General features: G+C 64.9%; 5 protein-coding genes and 1 pseudogene. 3 read left to right on the top strand and 3 right to left on the bottom strand.

The annotated features are described in order from the left end of the window. Nucleotides 1-89: 89 nt before the first annotated feature. The 3 genes and pseudogenes from F4X08_01605 to F4X08_01615 all read left to right on the top strand — a co-directional run bounded on the left by F4X08_01605 (nucleotide 90) and on the right by F4X08_01615 (nucleotide 3,176). Entirely contained in the window at nucleotides 90-299 is a 210-nt protein-coding gene (locus F4X08_01605) for a hypothetical protein (protein MYD24498.1), read from the top strand. Further along, complete coding sequence (locus F4X08_01610; GenBank protein ID MYD24499.1) at nucleotides 296-778, top strand: (2Fe-2S)-binding protein; 483 nt, start codon at nucleotides 296-298, stop codon at nucleotides 776-778. Before F4X08_01605 ends, F4X08_01610 begins: the two co-directional genes overlap by 4 nt. Next, nucleotides 775-3,176, top strand: a pseudogene (locus F4X08_01615) (xanthine dehydrogenase family protein). The gene F4X08_01610 and the pseudogene F4X08_01615 overlap by 4 nt, the downstream one beginning before the upstream one ends. Nucleotides 3,177-3,379: 203 nt before the next feature. On the opposite strand, the gene F4X08_01620 reads toward F4X08_01615, so the two are convergent. The 3 genes from F4X08_01620 to F4X08_01630 all read right to left on the bottom strand — a co-directional run. Next, entirely contained in the window at nucleotides 3,380-3,925 is a 546-nt protein-coding gene (locus F4X08_01620) for a hypothetical protein (protein ID MYD24500.1), read from the bottom strand. Nucleotides 3,926-3,930: 5 nt separating this feature from the next. Further along, the gene (locus F4X08_01625) at nucleotides 3,931-4,497 is read right to left on the bottom strand and encodes a hypothetical protein (protein ID MYD24501.1); all 567 of its coding nucleotides are present in this window, start codon (nucleotides 4,495-4,497) and stop codon (nucleotides 3,931-3,933) included. A gap of 2 nt (nucleotides 4,498-4,499) precedes the next feature. Continuing rightward, nucleotides 4,500-4,976 (bottom strand): cupin domain-containing protein (locus F4X08_01630; protein MYD24502.1); only part of this gene is annotated, 477 nt, incomplete at its 5' end.

Genomic DNA, 4,976 nt, shown 5'->3' on the forward strand with positions numbered 1-4,976 from the left:
GAGATTTGTATTTGAGACAGCTCCAGTTATACCTGAACGATGAGGGCTCCTGCTAAGGGGCGGCGGTCGCCATCGGCGGGGCGGCGGGCGTGCCGGTCCGCGCCGAAGCGGCGGAGAGCATCCTCATCGGGCAAACCATCGTCGAGGATACGGTCGCGGCGGCCGCCGCCGCCGTCGATGACGCCATCGATCCGGCCGGCGATTCCCACGCCAGCGCAGGTTACCGGCGCCGGGTCGCGCAAAAGCTCGCGGCCCGGGCGATCGCCGCCGCCGTGGCCGAAGCGGGAGGACAGGCTTGAAGCCGGTCGACGTCACCCTGATCCTCAACGGCGAGGCGCGGATGGCCGCCGCCGAGCCGCGTACCACCTTATTGGATTTCCTGCGCGATTCCTTGGGCGCGACGGGCACCCACATGGGCTGCGAGCACGGGGTCTGCGGCGCCTGTTCGATCCTCCTCGATGGCGTTCCCGTTCGCGCCTGCCTGATCTTCGCGGTGCAATGCGAAGGCCAGGAAGTCACCACGGTGGAGGGCCTGCTCGGTTCGGATGGGCAGCCGGGCGAACTGCAGGAAGCCTTTCGCGAGGCGCATGGCCTGCAGTGCGGGTATTGCACGCCCGGCATGCTGATTGCCGCCCAGGCGCTTTTGCATCGAGACCCCGATCCGCCGGAAGAGGCGATCCGTGAGGCGATCGGCGGCAACCTCTGCCGCTGCACCGGTTATACCCAGATCATCGACGCCATCCGGCTCGCCGCCGCTAGCCTGAGGGCAGCGTCATGAGCGAGCACCGCGGCAGCAATTACCATTTCGTCTCCCGCAAGCGGCAGGTGAAAGAAGACAAGCGCTTCGTGATGGGCGCCGGCAATTTCGTCCAGGACGTAGTATTGCCCGGCATCAAGCATATGGCGGTGCTGGCGAGCCCCTATGCACGGGCCAATATCGTTTCGATCGACGCCGCAGCCGCCCTGGCAATGGACGGCGTGCATGGCGTGCTCACCGGCGACGAAATCGCGGCTGCGACAAATCCGCTTTATGGCGGATTGAATACGCCCGAAGTGAAGTGGCGTCCGCTGGCCTACGAGATGACCCGCTATGCCGGGGAATGGGTCTGCGCCGTGGTCGCGGACAGCCGCGCCCTGGCCGAGGACGCGCTGGAGTTGATCGAGGTCGCGTACGAGCCATTGCCGGCGATCCTCGATCCCGAAACGGCCATGTCCGCGGATGCACCGCTCGTCCACCCGGGTCACGGCTCCAACATTCTCTATCAAAACACCTTCACCTGGGGCCCGGTCGATCGGGATTTCGCCGCCGCCGACCAAACCGTTTCATTCCGCGCGCGCTGGAGCCGCTCCTCGACGGTGCCTATCGAGACCTTTGGCGTCATGGCCCAATGGCACGAGGGTACCGAGACGATGGAGGTCTGGGCGTCCATTCAGATGCCCAATTACGCCGAACAGCTGGCGAGCGCGCTGCGCCTCCCCCTCAACGACATCAAGGTCAACCAGGATGTCGATGTCGGCGGCAGCTACGGCGTCAAGCGCGGCATCAAGCATACGGTGCTGGTGTGAGCTATCTGAGCCGCAAGCTGGGCTTTCCGGTACGTTTTGTCGAGGACCGCCTCGACAATATGGCAGGCAGCGACGCCCATGGGCCGGACCGGATATTCGATACCGAGGTCGCATTCACCGGCGACGGCATCATCCGGTCGATAAAAATCCGCGCCCTCGACGATGCCGGCGCCTATCCCGGGCGCGGCCCTTTCCAGCTCGGCAAGCCCATCGCCGCCATTGTCGGGCCGTACAAAATCAACAGCGTCGAGTACGAGGCGATTTCCGTTACCTCCAACAAGGCGGGCCAGGTGCCGGTGCGAGGCTTCGGCCAGGCACCGACCAATTTCATGATCGAAACGGCGGTGGACAAGGTCGCCCGCGCCCTCGATATGGACCGCCTGGAAGTCCGCCGGCGCAATTTCATCGGCGCCGACGAGTTCCCCTACGAGATTCCCAGCGGCACCAAATATGACAGTGGCGATTACGCGACGGTCCTTGACAAGGCGATGGAGCTTGCCGCCTACGACGATCTCGTGGCCCGGCGGGATCGCTTGCGCGCCACGGGCAGGCTGGCCGGCATAGGCATCGGCACCTGCCTGGAACCCGGCGGTGGCAACAACATGTTCGAGTATCTGATGAACCCGGCGGCCGAGATCACGACCTTCATGGAGGGCTGCATGGTGCGTATCGATGCGCAGGGCCAGATCACCGGCACCATGGGCACCACCACCTCCGGCCAGGGCCACGAGACCATGATGGCGACCATCCTGGGCGAGGAGCTGGAGCGGGACCCGGAGGGGATATGGGTGACCCACGCCTACTGCCTGGCCGGGCGGGCGACCGGGTGCCCGGCGGCTCGCTGGCTGGCGGTCCTGCTGGCCGCGGCGGCCGCCGGCGCCGCGGCCAAGATCAAGGCGCAGCTTCTGGAGATCGCCGCCCACAATCTGGGCGCGCCGGAAAGCGATCTCGAATATAGCGGCGGCGATATCTCGGTGCGGGGCGATCCCCAACGCAAGCTTGCCTGGCGCGAACTCTGTTTCATCGCCCACAGACAGTACCACAAGCTGCCGGAAGGCTTCGAACCCGGCCTGCAGGCGATCCACACCTGGCAGGTCCCAGGCGGCGGCCAGCTTCCCGATGACCGGGACAAGGTGCAGCTCTATCCCTGTTTTTCCTTCCAGGCACACTTGCCGTTGGTCGATATCGATCCCGACACGGGCCGGGTGACGATCCTCGACTATTACATCGCCCATGATTGCGGCACGGTGATCAATCCGGACATCGTGCGCGGCATGATCATTGGCGGTGTCGCCCACGGCATCGGCGCCGCGCTCTATGAGAAATTCGCTTACGCGTCCGACGGCCAGTTCCTGAGCGGCACCTTCGTCGACTACGTCATGCCCTCGATCCACGAGGTGCCCTACGTCAAGGATACCGAGCACTGCACCCCCTCGCCGCTGACCTCCCACGGCCAGAAGGGCTCCGGCGAAGGCGGCTATCTCGGCGCCCCGGCCGCCATCGCCAGCGCTGTCAACGATGCACTGGCGCCCCGCGGCCTCGCCATTCACACCGTCCCCATGCGGATGGCCGATATCGAAGAACTCCTCAACGGAAGGGGCCCCTCCTGATCATCGCCACCCACGCCCACTTCATGCCCCAATCCATCCTGGATGCGCTCGGCAAAAAGATCGGCCGTTTTCCACCGGTCGAGATGACAAGCGACAAAAGCCGCCACCGCCTCGCCTTCGCAGGCCGTAATCCTGGTGAGAAATGCGGGCTAGGTGACACGACCCAGGAAATCTTCAAGGTCCAGCCGCTGTAAGCCGAGCCGCTAATCAGGGAATTCGCCGCCGATCATCAGATAGGCCATGCTGCTGATCTCGTCGGTCTGGTTGGACCAGGAGTGCCAGTTGGCGAGCTGGATGACGACGTCGCCTTTCCTAAGCACATGGCCGGAATCTTCGAGGATCAGCGTCCGCTCGCCGTCGACGCAGAAGGCGTAATCGACGCTGGCGGTGCGGTGCATGTTCCAGTGAGGTCCGTCTTCCCGCCGTTCGGTGACACCCGAGGCATTGTGCTCCTCGCGGCTGCGCTTGGCCGGCTCCTCATCGAGCCCCTCCCTCTTCTCCGGCGGCGTCTGGGCGATGCGGAAGTGAAAGCCGCGGTCGGGCGGCGAGATGGAAAAATCGCACTCGCTGCCGTCCCGGGTCCCGGTGATCAGCGGGGGTGTCTCCCGGACCGTCCAGAACTCGGTGAACCACGACCCGGTCGGGCGCACGCTCGCGTTAGGCGCCTCGCCGTCCCACAGGACAGCCGACCGGCCCTCGGCGTCATTGCCGGTGACGACGCGGCGCAGTTTTCTGGTTTCTCTCGCCATCGCCTCTACTCCTCGTAGGTGCCGCCGATCATGACGTAGCCCATGACGCTCTCGCCGTAGGGATTGCTCCAGGCGTGGTAGTTGCCCAATTCGACGACGACATCGCCCTTTTCCAGGTCGTGGCTGGCGCCGTCATCAAGGATCAGGGTCCGCTTGCCCGCCATGAGAAAGCCGTAATCAACCGAACGGGTCATATGGATGCCCGACTGCCCCTTGTTACGGCCGCCCCGGTCGCCGCGACCGGTGACCGGCTCGAAAACCGGTTCGTGCTCGGGCGTCGCCGTGGGGTCCTCGGCAGGGTCGTAACCGTCGGGCGTCTTGGCCGACTCCACATAACGCAGGAAAAGACCGTTTTGCGGCGGCGCATCGGTAAATGGCGGTGCGCCAAGGTCTTCGTCTCCGGAAATCCTCGCCGGCATGTTTTCGAAGCACCAGAACTGGGTCATGCCGGTGCCCGGCACCACCGGGTTGGGGCGGGTGTTGACGGCGTCGCCGTCAAGCAGCACGCCGGACCGGCCATCGGCGTCATTGCCTGTGACGACGCGGCGGAAGGGAATCTGCTGCTTGGCCACCTTCAGGCCTCGTCGGTAGCGTCGTGGGAGGAAACGATCACGATGCAGGGCTTTTCCGACCGGTTGGACCAGGCGTGGTTGGTTCCGCGCTGGACGACGGTATCGCCCTCTTTGAGGTCTACCTCTTCCTTGTCGAGTACAAGGGTGATCTCACCTTCCAGGATGTAGCAGAAATCCAAGGTTTTGGTTCTCTGCATATACGGATGGGGCGCGCCTTTGTCGTAGGTGCCGGCGCCCGGCGAGCCCATGGCGTCGAAATATTCCTCGACCGCGCTCCGGCCCACCTTGCCGATATAGGTGGCGTCCGGGGGGAATTCGTAATAGCGGAAATTCGACCCCATGGCCGGCGGCTCGATGGTATGGGGCAGATCGAGGGTTTCGCGGACGCCCCTGGTGCGGGCCGGCGTGCTATCCGTCACCCAGAGCCGGGTCGCGTAGAAGCCCGGGCGGGCAGGGTCGGTGTGGACATCGGGAGACGG

The sequence above is a fragment of the Gemmatimonadota bacterium genome (assembly GCA_009841265.1).
In the GTDB taxonomy this organism is placed as follows: Bacteria; JAAXHH01; JAAXHH01; order JAAXHH01; family JAAXHH01; genus JAAXHH01.

What these genes read in the sequence shown, in the direction of transcription:
- F4X08_01620 (MYD24500.1), bottom strand. Translation starts at nt 3,925, where the DNA reads ATGGCGAGAGAAACCAGAAAACTGCGCCGCGTCGTCACCGGCAATGAC.